Origin of the sequence: Nocardiopsis sp. CNR-923 (assembly GCF_001942255.1) — a bacterium.
GTDB lineage: Bacteria > Actinomycetota > Actinomycetes > Streptosporangiales > Streptosporangiaceae > Nocardiopsis.
This window is the reverse complement of sequence record NZ_MKKC01000084.1, coordinates 21,989-40,341: the sequence shown is the minus strand read 5'-3', so window position 1 is coordinate 40,341 and position 18,353 is coordinate 21,989. Positions and strand designations below refer to the sequence as shown.

The window sequence follows — 18,353 nt, the reverse complement described above, 5'->3', positions numbered from 1 at the left end:
GCGGCTACCGGGCGGACTCACCGCCGCCGCGCCGTCCGTGGGTCGCCTTCGCCTCCTCGGCGCCCCTCTCCTTCTCGGCGGGTCGCCTCATGGCGGCCTCGCGGCCGGCCGTGTAGCTGGCGCCCTCGCCCACATGGCTCGTCTCGCGCTCGACCGTGTCCAGCCACCGCGACCAGCGCGACTGCATCGGCCGGATCATGCCGCCGCCGACTCCGACGACGAGGATGCCGCCGACCGTGGCCAGCACGGCGATGAGGACCGGCATGGTGACGGTCAGCGCCACGCCCATCTGGTTCAGCGCGGCGATCACACCGAGCGCCAGGATGGCCACCGCAGCCACGTTGGCCAGGAGACGGCCGTACGAGAGGGCTCCGAGCGCCCCGCTGATGAGGTCTCGGGCGGCCTTGGCCAGCATTCCGGCCACCACCAGGATCACCAGGGCCACGATGCCGTGCGGGATCCAGGCGATGACGTCGTTGAGCAGGAGACTGATCGGGTTCGGTCCGAAGACGTTGAACGCCAGCGTGAGGACGAACAGGACGCCGACGTAGTAGACGATCTTCCCGCACAGCTCACTGGCGCTCCAGCGGCTGCGGTCGAAGTACTGGCCCACGCCGCCGCGGTGCAGCGCGCGGTCGAGGCCCACACTGTGCAGCCCCCGCGCGACGCCCTTGCCCACGACCCAGGCGACGAACCAGCCCACCACCAGGATCACGAGGAACCCGACCAGCAACGGCACGAAGGTCGCCACCGCCTCCCAGGCCGCGGTCATGCCCTGACCGATGTCCATAACGCCTTCACCCCCCAAAAGCGTCAACCGCCGGGGCGCGGAGATCGCCCGGACGGGTACGGCGAAAAAAGTGCCGTACGTCTCATGTCCGCGATACCCGACCTTCGGGGATTGAACCTTTTGCCCGCCTTGTCAAAGCGGCCTTGCCCTTTTCTTGGAATTCCTTCACGGAAAAATGGACGACGTCTCGGAGCGGGACGTGGACAGTCCGTTTCCCGCCTTCCGGAACGTCCTACGGCGCAACGGAATGCCTCCACGGCCAACAAGCACGCCCCGGGCGCGCGGTCCGCGCACCCGGGGCGCAGACGCCCCGGTCCGACGATGCTCCTGTGGATGTCAAGCGGCTTTGGTGAGGTCGCCTCGGGTGATTGGCTTGTCTGTGTCGGTGGTGTGCACCGACCGCGTCAGGGCGCGGTGCACCTCGCGGGCCACACGGCGTTTCACGCAGCGCATGACGTCCTTCTTGGACAGCCCGCCGGAGAAGCCACCGCACCTGCTCGCGGTCAGTCTTCGGAGTGCTCGCCCCGGTCCTGGCGGTGCAGGTCCCAACCGCTGATGCCGCGCCAGGCGAGGCGGGCGACGAGCAGTTCGGCGGCGTTCTTGGGAAGCTCGCCGTAGTTGTTGAGCCAGTACCGCGCGCTGGTCTCGGCCATGCCGACCAGGCCGATGCTCAGCAGCCGGGCCTCCTCGTCGGAGATGCTGGTGTCCTGGCGGATCACCTCTCCGATCAGCTCGGCGCAGCGCTGGAAGGTCTGCTCGCTCTTCTCGCGCACGGCGGGCAGGTTGCGCAGGTCGGACTCGAAGACCAACCGGAACGCCTCGCCGTCGCCCGCGACGAAGTCGAAGTAGGCCCGGAAGCTCGCGATCACGCGCTGGCGGTTGTCGTCGGTGCTCTCCAGCGCCTCGCGCTGCTTCTCGACCAGTGCCTCGGAGTGCTCCTCCAACAGGGCCAGGTAGAGCTCCAGCTTGCCTGGGAAGTGCTGGTACAGGACCGGCTTGCTGACACCAGCGCGGTCGGCGATCTCGTCCATGGCCGCGGCGTGGTAGCCGCGGGCGACGAAGACCTCCTGGGCCGCGGCCAGGAGCTGGCGTCGGCGCCTGACCCGGGGCAAGCGGGTACCCCGGGCGCGGGCGTCTGAAGGAGCTGTCACACCCACACCCTCCGAAATCGGCATGGCAGATGCACGCCAATACCGAACATCTGCGTGGCTAGTTCTGCCCGACGCGACACCGTGTCGTGCCCCACAGGCTTGCCCTCATCTTACTCCGGCGTAGGTTCGCCGTGGGCGATCGGCGGCGAGCACGGTCACCGGTGCTCCTCCTCGTCGTCGGCGCCCAGTTCACGCAGCTGTTCGACCACGTCTGCCTCGCTGGCCTGGTCCAGGGTGCGGCCGACGGGCCTGTCCAGCCACTGGTCGTCGGCCTCCTCGACGGTCACCGCGCTCTGCTCCGCCGCGTCGGCCTCGGGCACCTCGGCCGACGGGTCCTCCTCGATCTCGGGGCGTCGCTTCCCGGAACGCTTCTGTGCTGCCACGGGATCCTCCCGGCGTCGTCGCTGCGCGTACTGACGACACTACCCGTACCGGGAGTGCCGGGGACGGAGGCCGAGGCGACGAACCCGCAGGCGGCACGGGGTGTCGGCGGTACGTTGGAGGAGCGGGCCGACGGGGTGTGGTCCAGACCTCCCCGGGGTGGGAATGGGAAACCCCACCCGTTAGGTTGGGTATAAGTGCAAGCATGCTCCGCGCCCCGCCCCCTCGGCCGGACGCCCTCTGGTCCGGGCGGTGCGGAGCCACCTGAACAGACATGAGGAGTCACCGTGTCGCTGCCGCCGCTGGTGGAACCAGCTGACGAGCTGACCGTGGACGAGGTGCGCCGCTACTCGCGTCACCTGATCATCCCCGACGTGGGTATGGACGGGCAGAAGCGCCTGAAGAACGCGAAGGTCCTGGTCGTCGGCGCCGGCGGTCTGGGCTCCCCGGCACTGCTCTACCTCGCCGCGGCGGGCGTGGGCACGCTCGGCATCATCGACTTCGACGTCGTGGACGAGTCCAACCTGCAGCGCCAGATCATCCACGGCCAGAGCGACGTCGGCCGCCCCAAGGCCGAGTCCGCCCGGGACAGCGTCAAGGAAGTGAACCCGGGCGTCGAGGTCGTGCTGCACCAGGAGCGCCTGGAGTCGGACAACGCGCTGGACGTCTTCGCCGGGTACGACCTGGTCCTGGACGGCACGGACAACTTCGCCACCCGCTACCTGGTCAACGACGCCTGCGTGCTGCTGAACAAGCCGTACGTGTGGGGCTCGATCTACCGCTTCGACGGCCAGGTCAGCGTCTTCTGGAACGAGTACGGGCCGCAGTACCGCGACCTCTACCCCGAGCCGCCGCCGCCCGGGATGGTTCCGTCCTGCGCCGAGGGTGGCGTCCTGGGCGTCCTGTGCGCGTCCATCGGCTCCGTCATGGTGAACGAGGCGATCAAGCTGATCACCGGTATCGGTGAGCCGCTGGTCGGCCGCCTGCTCATCTTCGACGCCCTGGAGATGAGCTGGCGCGAGGTCAAGGTCCGCAAGGACCCCGACACCGAGCCGGTCACCGAGCTCATCGACTACGAGGCGTTCTGCGGCGCGGTGTCGGACGAGGCCGCCGAGGCCGCCGCCGGGTCCACCATCACCGCGGGCGAGCTCAAGGACCTTCTGGACAAGGACGAGAAGGTCTTCCTCGTCGACGTCCGCGAGCAGAACGAGTACGAGATCGTCAGTATCCCGGGCGCGGTCCTCATCCCCAAGGGCGAGTTCCTCAACGGGAAGGCCTTCGAGCGGCTGCCGCAGGACCGGCGGATCGTCCTGCACTGCAAGTCGGGCGCGCGCTCGGCCGAGGCGCTGGCGGCGGTCAAGGCCGCCGGCTTCACCGACGCCGTGCACGTCGGCGGCGGCGTGCTCGCCTGGATCAACCAGGTCGACCCGAGCCTGCCCGTCTACTGACCGGCGGCCCCGGGCACGAGGGGCGGCGCAGCCGGGTCCCTCCCGCGCTCTGCCGCCCCTTCGCCGTCGTCCACAACCTCGGACCGGCGCCGTCGTTCCCCGCTCCGAGTGGGTAGAACCTCCACGAGGCCGCGGACTCCACCGGGGCGGCCCGCCGCTGGGAGGTGGCGTGATGCGAGAGAAGGGACGCTGGGCGGACCGGGTGGCCGTCGTCGTCGGTCTGGCCCTCGCGGTGAGCTGGCTGTGGCACGGCATGCTCGGCTGGTCCGGCGGGCTGATGTTCGTGTTCGGGCTGGTCGTGATCATGGCCTCGGTCATCTCCCTGACCAGGCCGGGGGCCGTGTCCGGTGAGATCGCGGCGCTGGTCGTGGGTCTGCTGACGTTCGCCCTGCCCTGGATCCTGGAGTTCACCGACCGGCCCCTCGCCGCGTGGAGCGCGTGGGTGCTCGGGGCGGCGATCGCCCTGCTGGGCGCCTACGGGTTGGTGATGGCCACCCGGACCCGCAGGCGCGACCCCGAACTCGCCTGGACCGTGCACCGCAACGAGATCCCCGGGAGACCGGCGGGCCGAACCGGAGGCTGAGCGGCGCCGCACGGCCGTCCCGTCCCCGGTTCCCCGACGGCGGGGTGGGTCGGCGTGGCTCCCGCCGTGCTCGGTCCCCCGCGCCGCGGGGCCGCTCCGAGCGCCCGCGCCTCCCGCTTCCACGGAGTGGACGTCGCCGTCGCGCGCCGGGCGAGACGTGCGCCACGGCGCCGGGAACGGTCGGGGAGCCGGGCGCAGGCCCACCCGGGCGGGGCCCGCCCGGCGCCTTCGCGGCAGTAGGCTCTGCGGTGTGCTGGACGACGACCCCCACGCAGGCCCCGACGACTACGCCGAGGACGTCCTCGCTGTGGTCGAACGTATCCCGCCCGCCATGGTGATGTCCTACGGCGACATCGCCGAGTACGTCGGTCGGGGCGGCCCCCGGCAGGTCGGCGCCGTCATGTCCGCGTGGGGCGGCGGCGTCCCCTGGTGGCGCGTCGTGCGCGCGGACGGCCGCCCGGCTTCCGGCCACGAGGTGCGCGCCCTGTCCCACTACGCCGCCGAGGCGACCCCCATGCGCCCCGGCGGCGACCGCGTGGACATGCGGCGGGCCCGGTGGAACGGGCACGGCTGAGCCCCGTGGGGAGCACGGCCGCTCCCGGTGCGTCCGAGAAGGTCCCCGACCTCTGGTGAACTGATGCTCGTGGACCATGCCCGATACCGACTCGTGCGGCGCGCCAACCGGGCGCAGCCGCCGCCGGTGCTGGACGAGAACCAGCGGCGCGTGGTCGAGCACGCGGGCGGTCCCCTGCTCGTGCTGGCCGGTCCCGGCACCGGGAAGACCACCACCATCGTCGAGGCCGTCGTCGACCGCGTCGACAACCGCGGCGTCGACCCCTCCCGCGTCCTCGTGCTCACGTTCAGCCGCAAGGCCGCCCAGGAACTGCGCGAACGGATCACCGCTCGACTGCGCCGCACCACGCGCGAACCCCTCGCCCTGACCTTCCACAGCTACGCCTACGCCCTGATCCGGCGCGAGTTCCAGCGGATGGGCGACCTGCCGCCGCGGCTGCTGTCCGGGCCCGAGCAGCTGATGGAGGTGCGCGAACTGCTCACCGGCGAGGCCCGGGACGGCGGCGACGCCTGGCCCGAGCGGCTGCGCCCCGCACTGGAGACCCGCGGGTTCGCCGAGGAGCTGCGCGACTTCCTCATGCGCGCCCAGGAGCGCGGCCTGGGCCCGGCCGAACTGGACCGGCTCGGCCGCGAGCGCGGCAGGGACGACTGGGTGGCCGCCGCGGGGTTCCTGGAGCGCTACACCGGCCGGTTCGACATCGCGCCCGTGCCCACGCTCAACTACGCCGAACTCGTCCGCGTCGCCGCCAACATGCTCGCCGACCCCGCCGTCCAGGCGCGCGAGCGCGCGGCCCGCGAGGTCGTGTTCGTCGACGAGTACCAGGACACCGACCCCGCCCAGGAGGAACTCCTGCGCGCCCTGGCCGGAGACGGTCGCGACCTGGTCGCCGTCGGCGACCCCGACCAGTCCATCTACGCGTTCCGCGGCGCCGAGGTCGACAACATCCTGGAGTTCCCGCGCCGCTTCCGCGCCGCGGACCGTTCCGAGGCGCCCGTCGTCGCCCTGCGCACCTGCCGCCGCAGCGGCTCCGCGCTGCTGGCCGCCTCCCGGGGATGACCCGCGCCTGCCCGCCGTCGCGTCGGCGGGAGGGCACGTCAACGAGCACCGCGACCTGACCCCGGCCGAGCACGTCCCGGAGGGCGCCGTCCAGGTCCTCATGGCCGACAGCGGCACCCAGGAGGCGGCGGTCATCGCCGACACCCTGCGCCGGGCGCACCTGGTCGACGGCGTTCCCTGGTCGGACATGGCCGTCCTCGTGCGCTCCTCCACCCGTCAACTGCCGGTCCTGCGCCGGGCCCTGACCGCCGCGTCGGTTCCCGTGGCCGTGGGCGCGGACGACCTGCCGGTGGCGGCCGAGCCGATCGTCCGGCCGCTGCTCGCGCTCATCCGCTACGGGCTCTCCCCGGACGAACTCGACGACGACGCCGCCCGCGCTCTGCTCACCAGCCCGTTCGGCGAGGCCGACACGTCCGGCTGCGGCGGCTCGTGCGGGCCCTGCGCCGCCTCGACCTGGACCGGGTGGCCGCCGCCAGGTCCGACCGCGACGCGGACGCCCCCGACACCGGGGACGGGCCCGACGACGCCTACCGCCCCGCCTCCCGACTGCTCGTGGACGCCCTGCGCGACCCCCGCGAACTGGCCCTGGTCGACCCCGGCGTCGCCGCGCCCGCCCTGCGCGTCGCCGAGGCCCTGGCCACCGTCCGGACCCTGGCCGCCGGGGGCGCCGACGCCGAGCAGGTCCTGTGGCGGCTGTGGCGCGACAGCGGCCTCGCCGACCGCCTGCTGCGCGCCAGCCAGGCGGGCGGCCGCCGGGGCGCCGCAGCCGACCGCGACCTGGACGCCGTCGTGGCCCTGTTCGAGAGCGCCGCCCGCTACTGCGACCGCCTGCCCCCCGGCGCCCCGGCCGGGTTCCTGGAGGACCTCGCCGCCCAGGAGATCCCCGGGGACAGCCTCGCCGAACGCGCGCCCGAGGGCGAGGCGGTGCGCATCCTCACCGCCCACCGCTCCAAGGGCCTGGAGTGGGGGCTGGTCGTGGTGGCCGGGGCACAGGAGGGCGAGTGGCCGGACCTGCGCCTGCGCGGATCGCTGCTCGGGGTCGAGGAGCTCGTCGACGCCGACGTGCACTCCGCCGACACCTCCGGCGCCGCCCTGGCCTCCAAACTCCTGGACGAGGAGCGCCGCCTGTTCTACGTCGCCCTCACCCGCGCCCGGCACACCCTGGTCGTCACCGCCGTGGGCGGCGAGGACACCGACGAGCGCCCCTCGCGCTTCCTCACCGAGATGGGCGTGGGCGACCCCGAGCCGGTCAGCACCGGCCGCCGCTGGCTGTCCCTGCCCGCGCTCGTCGCGGACCTGCGCTCGGTGGTCACCGACCCCTCCGCCCCCGAACCGCTGCGCGAGGCCGCCGCGGCGCACCTGGCCCGCCTGGCCGAGGAGGGTGTGCGCGGCGCCGACCCGGCCGAGTGGTACGCGCTCACCCCCTTCACCGACGACGGCCCGCTGGCGGGGGAGGAGGACACCATCCGCGTCTCCCCGTCCCAGGTGGAGAGCTTCACCAACTGCCAGCTGCGGTGGCTGCTCGAACGGGCCGCCGGGGCCTCCTCCGGCGACTCCGCCTCCGCGCTGGGCACGGTCGTGCACGCCGTCGCGGTGCTGGTCGCCCAGGGCAGCTCCCCGGACGAGATCCGCGAGCGCATGGACGAGATCTGGTCCGACCTCGACTTCGGCGGGCCCTGGCAGGCCGCCAAGCAGCGCGAGCGCGCCGACGAGATGGTCGGCAAACTCCTGGACTGGGACGCGGCCAACGACCGTGAGCTGGTGGTCACCGAGGAGGGCTTCCGCGTGGACGTCGGCGGTATCGAGGTCACCGGTCGCGTCGACCGCCTCGAACGCGACGACCTGGGGCGGGCTGTCGTCGTCGACATCAAGACGGGCCGGAACAAGGCCGACGACCTGGCCCGCCACCCCCAGCTCGGCGTCTACCAGATGGCCGTGCTCAAGGGCGCCTTCGCCAAGCTCGGCCTCACCGAACCCGGCGGCGCCTCCCTCGTCCAGGTCGGCGAGAAGACCAGGAAGTGGCGCGAACAGCCCCAGCCCCCGCTGGGTGAGGACCCCGACCCCGAGTGGGCCGGGACGCTGGTGCGCGAGGTCGCCGCCGGGATGGGCGGCGCCCGCTTCACCGCCACACGCAACAAGGGCTGCAACGCGTGCGCCGTGCGCGCCTGCTGCCCCGTCCAGGACGAGGGACGCCATGTCTAGACTCCGTACCGACCCCGCTGACGCCCCCGCGGCGTTCCCCCGCCTGACCCCCGCCGAACTGGCCCGTCTGCTCGGCCAGCCCGAACCCACCGCCGAGCAGTCCGTGGTCGTCTCCGCACCCCTGGAACCGGGCGTGGTCATCGCGGGCGCGGGTCGGGCAAGAGCGAGACCATGGCCTCCCGCGTCGTGTGGCTGGTCGCCAACGGACACGTGCGCCCGGAACAGGTGCTCGGACTGACCTTCACCCGCAAGGCCACCGCCGAACTGGCCGAGCGCGTCCGCAAACGGCTCGACCAGCTGCGCGCCACCGAGCAGCTGCCCCCGGAGGTGCTCGACGGCGAGCCGACCGTGTCCACCTACAACGCCTACGCCGGGCGGATCGTCTCCGACCACGCCCTGCGCGAGGCGGTCGAGCCCACCGCCCGCCTGCTCAGCGAGGGACAGTCCTGGCAGCTGGCCGCGCGGATCGTCGGGGACTACGACGGCCCGATGGACAGCATCACCGTCGGGGCCGACACCGTGACCCAGCGGGTCCTGCACCTGTCCGGGGAGATCGCCGACCACCTGACCACCACCGACCGCGTGCGCGGTATCGGCCGGTGGATCCAGACCGAGGTCGACGCGATGACCCGCAAGGTCACCAGGGAGACCCGCGACCTGGTCGACGCCCAGCGCCGCCGCGAACAGCTGCTGCCGCTCGTGGACCGGTACGACCACGCCAAGCGCGCCCGCGAGGCGATGGACTTCGGCGACCAGATGGCCCTGGCCGCGCGCATCGCGCAGAACCACCCCGAGGTGGGCCTGATCGAGCGCGGCCGGTTCCGCGTGGTCCTGCTCGACGAGTACCAGGACACCAGCCACGCCCAGCTCGTCCTGCTGCGGTCCCTGTTCGGGGAGGGGCACCCGGTCACGGCCGTCGGCGACCCCTGCCAGTCCATCTACGGCTGGCGGGGCGCGATCGCCGCCAACCTCACCCGCTTCCCCACCGACTTCCCGGTCGCCCCCGGCCGTCCCGCTCCCGTCCGCCGCCTGTCCACCAGCTTCCGCAACGGCGAACGCGTGCTGGGCGTGGCCGAGCGGATCTCCGAGCCGCTGCGCGCCGAGGCCGCCGAGGTCCCCGTGCTCCACCCGGGGCCGGCCCGACGGGGGCGCGGCACCGCTCTGGCCGCGCTCCTGCCCACGGAGACCGAGGAGGCCGCGTGGATCGCCGAACAGGTGCACGGCCTCGTGCACGCCCGACCGGGTGAACCGGGCGACGCGCACACCGCCCCCGACTTCCTGCCCTGGCCGGACGGGGAGTCGGGCGGCGGCGAGGACGGCGGGATCAGCCCGGGCGACGTCGCCGTGCTGTGCCGCAAGCGCGCCCAGTTCCCGCCGCTGCGCGAGGCCCTGGAGGCGCGGGGGATCCCCGTCGAGGTGGTCGGGCTCGGCGGGCTCATGCTCGTCCCCGAGGTGCGCGACATCATCGCCACCCTGCGCGTGGTGCACGACGCGTCGGCGGGCAACGAGCTTGCCCGCCTGCTCACCGGGCCGAGGTGGCGGCTGGGCCCGCGCGACCTCGCCGCGCTGGGATCCCGCGCCGCCGAGCTCGCGCGGCACACCAGACGCGACCTGACCGCCCCCGAACCGGCGTGGGAGCAGGGAGCGGACGCCGCGCCCGCGGCGTCCGTCGGGGGAGGCGGCCCGTCCTCGCCCGAAGCGCTCCCGGCGGATGACGGCGGGCGCGACGTCCTGCGGCGCACGGTCCTGGACCTGACCGCCGAGAGCGGCAGTCTCGTGGACGCCGTGGACGACCCCGGACCCGCCGGGAACTACTCCGAGGCCGCCTACGAACGCCTGGGCCGCCTGGCCGAGGAGCTGCGGTCGCTGCGCAAGCTGGTCGGCCAGCCCCTGCCGGACCTGGTCACCGAGATCGAGCGGATGCTCGGCCTGGACATCGAGGTGGGCGCCCGCACCGGTCGCGACCCGCTCTCGGCCCGCGCCGACCTGGACGCCTTCGTCGACCACGCGGTCCGCTTCGTCGGCAACAGCGAGGACCCCACCCTCGGCAGCTTCCTCAGCTACCTGCACGCGGCCGAGGAGAACGAGAGCGGTCTGGCGCCCGGTGAGCGGGTCGGGGGTTCGGACAGCGTCAAGCTCATGACCGTGCACGGGGCCAAGGGGCTCCAGTGGCCGGTGGTGGTCGTGCCCGGATTGAGCGGGGGCCGCAAGGCGCCGCTGTTCCCGGCCAGGGCGCGCGACGCCCTGGCCTGGCTCAAGGGCGACCACCTGCTGCCGTACCCGCTGCGCGGCGACCGCGCGAGCCTGCCCGCCCTGACGGGCGTGGCCAGGGAGGACATCGCCGACTTCAGGGCGGCCGAGGAGGCGCGCCACCTCATGGAGGAGCGCCGCCTGGCGTATGTGGCGGTGACCCGTGCGTCCTTCGCGCTGCTGTGCACCGGCCACTGGTGGGGGCGTACCGGCGGCACGCCGCGCGGCCCCTCGGTGTTCCTGGAGGAGGTCCGCGAGGCGTGCGAGGGGGGCGCGGGATCGGTCGTGGCCTGGGCGCCGCCGCCGGACCCGGAGGAGTCCAACCCGCACGACGACGAGGAGCACGCCGCCGTGTGGCCGCCGGTGCGCGCTGACACGGGGGACGCCCCCGAGGGAACCGCCGGGTCGACGCGCGAGGCGGCCGAGGCCCGGCGCGCGGAGGTCGTGGCGGGCGCGGTGCTGGTCGAGCGCGCCCGGGACCGGCTGCGGGCGGGGGAGAGCGCCGCCGAACGCGCCCCGGCCGGACTGCGGCGACGGCTCCAGGGGTGGGAGCGCGACACCGAACTCCTGCTGGCCCACCGCCGGACCGCGGTGTCCGGACCGGGCGAGGGCCCCGTCGAGGTCGAGCTGCCCGCCCACCTGTCCGTGTCCTCCATGGTGTGGCTGGCCCGGGACCCCTCCGCCCTGGCGCGGCAGATCCGCCGGCCCCTGCCCCGGCCGCCCGCGCCGCACACCCGGCGCGGCACCGCCTTCCACACCTGGCTTGAGCAGCGGTTCGGCCGCGACATCGCGCTCATGGAGGAGCTGCCGGGGGCCGCGGACGAGACCGCCGGCACGGACGAGGACCTGGCGGAGCTCCAACGCCGCTTCGAGGAGAGCGAGTGGGGCGCGCGGGTCCCGGTCGAGGTCGAGGTCCCGTTCGAGACGGTCATCGGCGACCGCCTCATCCGGGGGCGCATGGACGCGGTCTTCCACGACCCCGAGACCGGTCGCCACGACGTCGTCGACTGGAAGACCGGAAGCCCGCCCAGCACCGAGGTCGAGCGCCGCGCGGTGGGCGTGCAGCTGGCCGCCTACCGGCTGGCCTGGGCCGAGCTGGCGGGCGTCGAGCTCGACGAGGTCCGCGCCGCCTTCCACTACGTCCGCGCGGGGGAGACGGTCCGCCCCGCCGACCTGCTCGACGCCGGGGGGCTGGCCGCGCTCATCGCCTCGGTCCCCGAACCGGGGTGAGGGAACCGCCGCGCCGGTCCCGCCACGCGCGTCCACCGACGTGTGGATCCGGGGACGGCGCGGACGCGGTCCGGGCCGCCCCCATCCACGTCAGATGACGCCGAAGACGAACCCGCCCGCGGTCTCGGCGCCGTCGCCGAACAGGTAACGGCGGGCCGAGAGGACGAACTCCTCGCGGCTGATGAACCCGTCGCCGTCGGTGTCCAGGGCCTTGAACCGGTCCCACGCGATGTCGACCGCCGCGCCCAGGACCTCCGCGTACTCCACGTACTCGGCCTCGCTGACCGCGCCGTCGTCGTCGGCGTCGAGGAGGTCGAAGGCGGCCTCGGCCACGCCCTCGGTCACGTTGGCGCTGCTCCGGTCCTCCGAGGCGGCGTGCATCGCGGCGACGAACGCGTCCCGGTCCAGTCGGGCGCCGTCACCCGCGTGGCCGACCAGACCCCGCCACAGCCCGAGGTAGGCGGCGCGGATCTCCCTGACCCGGGCGCCGTCCGCGTCCAGGGCATACCCCTTGGCGTACCGGTCGACCAGGCGCTGGTAGTCGTCCCAGGTGAGGGTCTTGTCGTTGTCGGAGTCCAGCGTGTCGAAGAGCGTGCCGAAGCGCTCGGCGATCGCGGCGGAGGGAGCGGAGCCCACGGGCGTTCCTCTCGTCGTGGGGCGGGGCTGTCCCGCCCGCTGCACCCGAGTCTGCCGCTCGGCGAACGGTTCCCGGTACGCACGCGGCGTCCCAGCCGCGGGTACCGCCCGGACCGCGTTCCCGAACGGTCGGCGCGCGTCCTAGGCTCGGATCGGACGAGGACGTCGAGGAAGGGACGGAACGACCATGGACGTACGCGGGTACATCGAGGCCCATCGGGATGAGTTCCTCTCCTCCCTCAAGGAGTGGCTGGCCATCCCGTCGATCTCCGCCGACCCCGCCCGCGCCGGCGACGTGCGCGCCTCAGCCCGCTGGCTCGCCGACCACCTCACCGCGACGGGTTTCCCGACCGTCCAGGTGTGGGAGACCCCCGGCCTGCCCGCCGTCTTCGCCGAGTGGCCCGCCGCCGACCCCGACGCACCCACCGTGCTCGTCTACGGACACCACGACGTCCAGCCCGTCGACCCGGTCGAGGAGTGGGACACCGACCCCTTCACCCCCACCGAGCGCGGCTCCTCCCTGCTCGCGCGCGGCGCCTCCGACGACAAGGGCCAGGTGCTGTTCCACGCCCTCGGCGTGCGCGCCGCCCTGGCCGCCTCCGGCGCTGACGCCCCGCCCGTCACCCTCAAGCTGCTGGTCGAGGGCGAGGAGGAGTCCGGCTCGGTGCACTTCGCCGAGCTGATGCGCGCCAACCGCGAGCGTCTGGCGTGCGACGTCGCCGTCATCTCCGACACGACCATGTGGGCGGCCGACACCCCCTCCATGTGCGTGGGGATGCGCGGCCTCACGGACGTCGAGATCTCCCTGCACGGTCCCTCCCGCGACCTGCACAGCGGCTCCTTCGGCGGCGCCGTGCCCAACCCGCTCAGGGCCATGAGCGATCTGCTGTCCGGCCTGCACGACGCCGACGGCCGGGTCGCCGTCCCCGGCTTCCACGACGGCGTCGTCGAGGCCAGCGAGGAGGAACGCGCCCTCATCGCCCAACTGCCCTTCGACGAGAGGGAGTGGCTGGAGACCGCCGCCTCCACCGCCGCCGCGGGCGAGGCCGGATACAGCACCCTGGAGCGGATCTGGCTGCGGCCGACCGCCGAGATCAACGGCATGTGGGGCGGGCACACCGGCGCGGGCGGCAAGACCATCGTCCCCCGCTCCGCGCACGCCAAGGTCAGCTTCCGCCTCGTGCCCGGCCAGGAGCCCGCCCACGTCCAGGAGTGCGTCCGGGCGTTCGTCGCGGACCGCGTTCCCGAGGGGCTGCGCGCCGAGCTGGAGTTCGGCGGCCCCGGCGTGCGCGCGTGCGCCTCGGACCTGGCCTCGCCCGAACTGCGCGCCGCCCGCACCGCCATGGAGCGCGCCTTCGGCACCCGCGTGCTGTACACCCGCGAGGGCGGCAGCGGCCCGGAGGCCGACATCGCCGACATCCTGGGCGCGCCGCTCGTGTTCGTCGCCGTCGGCCTCGACGAGGACCGCATCCACGCGCCCAACGAGAAGGTCGAGGTCCCGCTCCTGCTCAAGGGTGCCGAGAGCGCCGCCTACCTGTGGGAGGAGCTCGCCGCCGCCCGCCGCGGCTGACGGGGATCGCCGCCGCGGGCATGGGCCTCCGCCGCGTGGTGTTACCTGTAGAGCGAGGGCCGTGCCCCCACGGCCGCCCGAGCCGTCATCGGAAGGACCCATGGACGCCGACACCACCCCCTCACTGTCCCGATCCACGGTCGATCCCGCGGGCCACCGGCGCGCGGACGCCGCGTGGCTGGAGAGCGCGTGGGCGGCTCCCGACACGAGAGTGCTCGTCCTGGAGGGCGGCGACCCGGGCAGCTACGGGTGGCGGGCGACCGTGAACAAGCAGTCGCGCGCGCTCGTCACCACCGGGGGGACGCCCTCACTCGTGCTCACCGGCCCCGACAAGGCGCCCGAGGGGGAGCGGTACCTGCTGGGCGTCCAGGACGGCACGGCCTACTTCGCGGTGCGCTCCCTCCAGGACCTCGCCGCCACCCCCGCAGCCGAACCGGCGTCGCTGCGCGAGGTCGGCGCCCTGCTCGACGACCGCGACACCGGGCTGCTGACCCGGGCGGTCGCACTGGCCAACTGGAACGCCTCGCACGGATTCTGCCCGCGCTGCGGGGCGCCCACGACCATGGCCGCGGCCGGCCACGTGCGCGTCTGCGAGGAGGAGGGCACCGAGCAGTTCCCCCGGATGGACCCCGCCGTGATCATGCTGGTGCACCGCGAGCGCGGCGGTCGCGAGGAGGCACTGCTGGGCAACAACCCCAAGTGGGGTCCCCAGCGGTTCTCGGTCCTGGCGGGCTTCGTGGACGCGGGGGAGTCGCTGGAGCAGGCTGTGGTGCGCGAGGTGGCGGAGGAGGCCGGGATCGTCGTGGCGGAGCCGCGCTACCTGTCGTCGCAGCCGTGGCCGTTCCCGCGCAGCCTCATGGTGGGGTACACGGCGCGGGCGGTGGGCGAGACGCAGCGCACCGACGACGAGATCGCCGAGACCCGCTGGTTCACGCGTGAGCGGCTCTTCGCGGAGGTGGACTCCGGGGCGGTGACGCTGCCCGGCCACGCCTCCATCGCGCGCACCCTGATCGAGCACTGGTACGGAGGCGTCCTGCCCGGCCAGTGGTGACCGTTCCCGCGCACACCGGAACCGCGGCCAACTCCGGTCCCCCGGCGCCGAACGCGCGTTGGCGCGAGAGAGCGGGCCCCGCACGTCCGCCCCCCCGGGATCGGCCGTGCGGAGCCCTGAGTCCGGCCTCGCGTTCCCTCGCCGCCGGCGGCCTCAGTGCACGCTGGTCGAGGTGTTCAGCTCGTCCGGCAGCGCGGTCAGGGGGCTCGTGCTGCTCTCCACCACGTCCCGCGCGAGGTCGGCGACCTTGCGCCCCCGGGACCGCGCGGACGACCGTAGCCGCTCGAACGCCTCTCTGGGCAGCAGCGTGTGCCGTTCCGCCAGGACCCCGATCGCCTGCTCGACCGTGACACGCGAGTGCAGGGCGTGCTCCAGCTGCGCGACCGTGTGGCGCAACCGCTCCACCTCGGTGGCGTCGTCCGGCGCGCGCCCGGGCGACTGCGCGCGCGGCTTCGGTACACCGGCCTCGTCCGACAGCAGGTCCGCCAGCACCATGGCGCTCACCAGATCGGGCACCTCCTGTGCGCCCTCGACCCGCCACCCCCTCGGGGTGCGGCGCAGCGCGCCGACGTCCAAGGTGTCGGCGACCGCGATGTCATGAGGCCTCATGTCGTCCCCCAAGTCAACACTCCCCGTCGTGTTCGTCCAACCAGTGGTTGGCCGTGCCGGTCGCCGGACGGTGTGCGGACACTCCGGGGCCGGGCCCCGAGGGAGGAGTCGCCGCGGTGCGGACCGTGTCCCCGAAGGGCGCGCGGTCCGCGCACCGACCTACGCCAACTCGGTCAGTTTTCTCTTGACCTGAGCGAGCGACGGGTTGGTCAACGCCGCGCCGTCGCTGAAGACCAGCGTGGGAACGGTCTGGTTCCCGCCGTTGACCCTCATCACGATCTCAGCGGACTCCGGGTGCTCCTCGATGTCCACCTCACGCCCGGCGATCCCCTCGCGGGCGAGCTGGCTCTTCAACCGCCTGCAGTACCCGCACCACGGGGTGGTGTACATCGTGAACAGTTCGGTGCCCGTCTTCGTCATGTCGCTCACGTCTACTTCCTGTCAGGCGTTCGTGGGATCGGTCGATCCCCCAGATGTCAACACCGAGTGGTGCGACCCGCTTCCCACGACCGTCGGACACACCGTGGGATGCCTCACCGCCCGGACTGGTTCCGGATTGTCTGGCGACGCTCCGAACGTGCCCGGCGCCGATTCGCTCCCGATGACGGCCGATACTTGAGAGACTGTGCCCCCGAGAACCGCTCAGCCTCCCCAACCACACGCAGGAGCACCATGGATTCCGACCGCGTCCTGGAGGGACTGGACCCGGAACAGACCCAGGCGGCACGTGCCCTGCGCGGGCCCGTGTGCATCCTGGCCGGAGCCGGGACGGGCAAGACCCGCGCCATCACCCATCGGATCGCACACGCGGTCGCCAGCGGGGTCGTCGAGGAGCAGCAGGTCCTCGCCGTCACCTTCACCGTGCGCGCCGCCGGGGAGATGCGCGGCCGGCTGCGCGGACTGGGCGCCCCCCGCGTGCAGGCCCGCACCTTCCACGCGGCGGCCATGCGCCAACTGTCGTACTTCTGGCCGCAGGTGATCGGCGGCTCGCTGCCCACCCTCGTCGAGAGCAAGATCAAGGCGGTCGCGCGCGCCGCCCACTCGGTCGGCCTCCAACCGGAGGGCTCCACCGGCCTGCGGGACCTGGCCAGCGAGATCGAGTGGGCCAAGGTCACCCAGGTCCGCCCCACCGACTACGCCAAGGCGGTCGTCAAGGCGGGCCGCCAGACCCCGATCCCCGCGGGCGAGGTCGCGCGGGTCTTCGAGGCCTACGAGGAGCTGCGCCGCGAGCACAACCTCCTCGACTTCGAGTCCATGCTCGAACTCACCGCGGGCATGATCACCGAGTACCCGGCGATCGCCCAGCGGGTCCGCGACCAGTACAGGTACTTCGTCGTCGACGAGTTCCAGGACGTCAACCCGCTCCAGAAGCTGCTGCTCGACGCCTGGCTCGGCGACCGCGACGAACTCTGCGTCGTCGGCGACCCCAGCCAGACCATCTACTCCTTCGCGGGCGCCACCCCCGCCTACCTCACCGGCTTCGGCGCGCGCTACCCGCACGCGACGGTCGTCGAACTCGTCCGCGACTACCGTTCCACCCCCCAGGTCGTGCGCGTGGCCAACCACGTCATCGGGCAGGCGCGCGGCGCCAGCGGCCACCTCACGCTCCAGGCCCAGCGGCCCGACGGCCCCGACCCGATCTACCAGGAGTACGACGACGAGCCCGCGGAGGCCACCGGCGTCGCTCGCAAGATCAGCCTCCTCGTCGAGCGGGGCACCCCGGCCAGCGAGATCGCCGTCCTGGTGCGCACCAACTCCCAGTCGGCCGCCTACGAGCAGGCGCTCTCCGACGAGGGCGTGCCGTTCACCGTGCGCGGCACCGCCCGGTTCTTCGAGCGCCCCGAGATCAAGCAGGCCGTGCACACCCTGCGCGGGGCCCGCCACGGCGCAGCCGGGGAGGACGACGAGCCGCTCGTGCACACCGTCCGCCAGCTGCTCGGGCCGCTCGGCCTGACCGACCAGGCGCCCGAGGGCCGCCAGGCCCGCGAGCGGTGGGAGTCGTTGACGGCGTTGGCCCAGCTCGCCGAGGACATGGCGGCCACGCCCGGTCCGGGCGGACGGGCCGTCACCATGGCGCACTTCGTCGAGGAACTCGACGCGCGCATGGCCACCGAGCACGCCCCCGGGTTCGAGGGGGTGACCATCGCCTCCCTGCACTCGGCCAAGGGCCTGGAGTGGGACGCGGTGTTCCTGGTCGGACTCACCGAGGGCATGATGCCGATCATCTACGCCGAGACCGACGAGCAGGTCGAGGAGGAGCGCCGCCTGTTCTACGTCGGGGTGACGCGCGCGCGCAGCGATCTGTCGATGTCGTGGGCGCTGGCCCGGTCCCCCGGAGGCAGGCGCACCCGCAAGCCCTCCCGTTTCCTGGACGGGCTGCGTCCCGCCTCCCCGTCCACCTCCACCCGCCGGGGCGAGCGCCGCAAGGGGGGGCCGGTGCGGTGCCGCGTGTGCGGCGTGACCCTCGCCGACGCGGCCGAACGCAAGCTCGGCCGCTGTCTGGGCTGCCCTTCCAGCTACGATGAGGCGCTGTTGGAGCGCCTGCGTGAGTGGCGTCGGGCCACCGCTCGGGAGCAGAAGGTCCCCGCGTACGTGGTCTTCACGGACGCCACCCTCCAGGCCGTCGCCGAGCAGGAACCGTCGAGCGTGACCCAGTTGTCCGCCGTGTCCGGTGTCGGCCAGGTCAAGCTCGACCGCTACGGTGAGGCCGTACTCGCGCTGGTGGCCGGGGCCGACCTCGCTGACCTGCTGGGGGAGTTCGCATCGGACGGCGGGGAAGCGGACGGCGCCGGCGGCGCGGAAGGATAGGGCGAAGGACGGGG

Annotated in this window: 12 protein-coding genes and 2 pseudogenes; 8 read left to right on the top strand and 6 right to left on the bottom strand. The window is 73.5% G+C overall.

What is annotated here, in order from left to right; translation table 11 throughout:
• Positions 1-4: 4 nt before the first annotated feature.
• From BJF83_RS13460 to BJF83_RS13450, 3 genes are all read right to left on the bottom strand, one after another.
• Complete coding sequence (locus tag BJF83_RS13460; protein WP_075926571.1) at positions 5-790, bottom strand: hypothetical protein; 786 nt, start codon at positions 788-790, stop codon at positions 5-7.
• Positions 791-1,293: 503 nt separating this feature from the next.
• Entirely contained in the window at positions 1,294-1,941 is a 648-nt protein-coding gene (locus BJF83_RS13455) for a TetR/AcrR family transcriptional regulator (RefSeq protein ID WP_075926570.1), read from the bottom strand.
• A 155-nt stretch (positions 1,942-2,096) separates the two neighbouring features.
• Positions 2,097-2,324, bottom strand: coding sequence for a hypothetical protein (locus tag BJF83_RS13450; RefSeq protein WP_075926569.1), 228 nt, complete (start codon positions 2,322-2,324; stop codon positions 2,097-2,099).
• A gap of 285 nt (positions 2,325-2,609) precedes the next feature.
• Here BJF83_RS13450 and moeZ point away from each other — a divergent pair, with 285 nt between their 5' ends.
• The 5 genes and pseudogenes from moeZ to BJF83_RS13425 all read left to right on the top strand — a co-directional run bounded on the left by moeZ (position 2,610) and on the right by BJF83_RS13425 (position 11,665).
• On the top strand, positions 2,610-3,770 hold the full coding sequence (moeZ, locus tag BJF83_RS13445; RefSeq protein WP_075926568.1) for an adenylyltransferase/sulfurtransferase MoeZ: 1,161 nt from the start codon (positions 2,610-2,612) through the stop codon (positions 3,768-3,770).
• Between the two features lie 172 nt (positions 3,771-3,942).
• Entirely contained in the window at positions 3,943-4,353 is a 411-nt protein-coding gene (locus BJF83_RS13440; RefSeq protein ID WP_075926567.1) for an SPW repeat protein, read from the top strand.
• A gap of 250 nt (positions 4,354-4,603) precedes the next feature.
• Positions 4,604-4,927: an MGMT family protein gene (locus tag BJF83_RS13435; protein WP_143831883.1), complete on the top strand. Its 324-nt coding sequence runs from the start codon at positions 4,604-4,606 to the stop codon at positions 4,925-4,927.
• A 93-nt stretch (positions 4,928-5,020) separates the two neighbouring features.
• Positions 5,021-8,185: pseudogene (locus BJF83_RS13430) on the top strand (ATP-dependent helicase).
• Positions 8,178-11,665, top strand: a pseudogene (locus tag BJF83_RS13425) (ATP-dependent helicase). The pseudogenes BJF83_RS13430 and BJF83_RS13425 overlap by 8 nt, the downstream one beginning before the upstream one ends.
• Before the next feature lie 90 nt (positions 11,666-11,755).
• On the opposite strand, the gene BJF83_RS13420 reads toward BJF83_RS13425, so the two are convergent.
• A complete protein-coding gene (locus BJF83_RS13420) occupies positions 11,756-12,301 on the bottom strand; it encodes an EF-hand domain-containing protein (protein ID WP_075926566.1) in 546 nt (181 codons plus the stop codon).
• Between the two features lie 187 nt (positions 12,302-12,488).
• Between BJF83_RS13420 and BJF83_RS13415 the strand changes: the two genes are divergently transcribed.
• Both BJF83_RS13415 and nudC read left to right on the top strand, forming a co-directional pair.
• Positions 12,489-13,871 carry a dipeptidase gene (locus tag BJF83_RS13415; protein WP_075926565.1) on the top strand — a complete coding sequence of 461 codons (1,383 nt, stop codon included), beginning with the start codon at positions 12,489-12,491 and terminating at the stop codon, positions 13,869-13,871.
• 100 nt (positions 13,872-13,971) lie between these two features.
• Positions 13,972-14,922 (top strand): NAD(+) diphosphatase, encoded by a 951-nt coding sequence (nudC, locus tag BJF83_RS13410; protein ID WP_075926564.1) that lies wholly within the window; start codon positions 13,972-13,974, stop codon positions 14,920-14,922.
• Positions 14,923-15,075: 153 nt separating this feature from the next.
• Here the strand turns inward: nudC and BJF83_RS13405 are convergent, their stop codons facing one another.
• Both BJF83_RS13405 and BJF83_RS13400 read right to left on the bottom strand, forming a co-directional pair.
• Complete coding sequence (locus BJF83_RS13405; protein ID WP_075926563.1) at positions 15,076-15,531, bottom strand: ANTAR domain-containing protein; 456 nt, start codon at positions 15,529-15,531, stop codon at positions 15,076-15,078.
• A gap of 159 nt (positions 15,532-15,690) precedes the next feature.
• Positions 15,691-15,951 carry a mycoredoxin gene (locus tag BJF83_RS13400; protein WP_075926583.1) on the bottom strand — a complete coding sequence of 87 codons (261 nt, stop codon included), beginning with the start codon at positions 15,949-15,951 and terminating at the stop codon, positions 15,691-15,693.
• A 252-nt stretch (positions 15,952-16,203) separates the two neighbouring features.
• Between BJF83_RS13400 and BJF83_RS13395 the strand changes: the two genes are divergently transcribed.
• Positions 16,204-18,339, top strand: a complete 2,136-nt coding sequence (locus tag BJF83_RS13395; RefSeq protein ID WP_075926562.1) for an ATP-dependent DNA helicase UvrD2 — start codon at positions 16,204-16,206, stop codon at positions 18,337-18,339.
• The last annotated feature ends 14 nt before the right edge of the window (positions 18,340-18,353 follow it).

Coding starts and splice junctions, on each gene's coding strand:
- BJF83_RS13460 (WP_075926571.1), bottom strand. CDS start 790: ATGGACATCGGTCAGGGCATGACCGCGGCCTGGGAGGCGGTGGCGACC.
- BJF83_RS13440 (WP_075926567.1), top strand. CDS start 3,943: ATGCGAGAGAAGGGACGCTGGGCGGACCGGGTGGCCGTCGTCGTCGGT.
- BJF83_RS13415 (WP_075926565.1), top strand. CDS start 12,489: ATGGACGTACGCGGGTACATCGAGGCCCATCGGGATGAGTTCCTCTCC.
- nudC (WP_075926564.1), top strand. CDS start 13,972: ATGGACGCCGACACCACCCCCTCACTGTCCCGATCCACGGTCGATCCC.
- BJF83_RS13405 (WP_075926563.1), bottom strand. CDS start 15,531: ATGAGGCCTCATGACATCGCGGTCGCCGACACCTTGGACGTCGGCGCG.
- BJF83_RS13400 (WP_075926583.1), bottom strand. CDS start 15,951: ATGACGAAGACGGGCACCGAACTGTTCACGATGTACACCACCCCGTGG.
- BJF83_RS13395 (WP_075926562.1), top strand. CDS start 16,204: ATGGATTCCGACCGCGTCCTGGAGGGACTGGACCCGGAACAGACCCAG.